Here is a 1,235-nt window from a genome sequence, read left to right as displayed (position 1 = left end):
TCTTTCAATTTGTCGCGGTTCAGTCTGTCATGGCTGAATACGGTGTTGCCTTTGATGAAACCGAAGTAGATGAACGACGCAAAACAGGTCAATTGATGCCGTTGGTTAGTCGTGCGTGTACTGAGGATTGGTGGCGCCTTCAATTGCGTAAGCTCACCAACAAAACCCTTGAACGTGTTGCGCGTGATTTAGAGTTGGTTGGCAACCACAACGTTGCATACTGCTCTAGTGAATCGGTCTACCGTCAACGCTATCGCCAACAGAAGAATAAGCAGTTGCTAGAAAACTTAATTGCGATTGATGAAGATGACCCAAGCAACGTATTTACCCTGTTTGAATTAGCACAGAAAACCACGAGTAACCCCTATATTCGGCGCTCTGAAATGTTCGTGCGCTTAAAAGGTTGTGACACCATTGCACAAGCGCAAAATCATGATTGCCTATTTATCACGATGACATGCCCGAGTAAGTTTCACAGCAGCTCGAAAGGCAACACCAATCGCGCATGGTTAGAGGCTGGAAAGCCAACCACCCAAGACGCGCAAAATTACCTGTGTTCAACATGGGCGGATATACGTCGTGACTTTGATGACAATGGCATTGAGTTCTACGGCATGCGCTCGGTTGAACCTCATCACGACGGCTGCCCACACTGGCATTTACTCGTTTACTGCTTGCCTGAACATACCGAAGAGATTAAAGCGACGTTTACTAAACGCTGCTTACAAGTCGACGGCACAGAAAAAGGTGCAAAGAAACGTCGCGTTACCTTTGAAGACATCGATTTTGCTCGCGGCTCTGGCATTTCTTATGTGGCTAAGTACCTCTCTAAGTCTATAGATGGTTTGAACGTTACCGATAACAAAACCTCGCTGTCTGGCATTGAGGCCGCTGAACGCATTGTTGCTTGGGCACGTGTTAATGGCATTCGCCAGTTTCAGTTCTTCGGGTTGCCATCTGTTACCACTTGGCGCGAACTGCGCAAAATCAAAGCCGACTTATCACAGGATGAAAAATTGAATGACTTAGATGAAGTACAGCGTTTCGCTGTTGAGCAATGTCGCCGAGCGGCACATGCTTCAGATTGGGCGGCGTTCTGTCACGCGATGGGCGGCATATTTGTAAAAAGGTCTGTGCGCCCTATTTACCCCCATTACCATGTGCCGCAAATCTTTGATGAGTTGCTTGATGACCATGTACCCAAGCAGACCAGATACGGCGATGAAGCGGTTGCG

1 protein-coding gene is annotated in these 1,235 nt (G+C 47.7%); it reads left to right on the top strand.

Translation table 11 applies throughout. The features are described from left to right. Positions 1 to 1,235: replication endonuclease (locus tag ACKLNH_RS20595; RefSeq protein WP_413114133.1), on the top strand; the 1,235-nt coding region annotated here is incomplete at both ends.

Source organism: Thaumasiovibrio clandestinus (assembly GCF_047250365.1).
Lineage (GTDB): Bacteria > Pseudomonadota > Gammaproteobacteria > Enterobacterales > Vibrionaceae > Thaumasiovibrio.
This window is presented reverse-complemented; position numbering and strand designations above follow the sequence as displayed.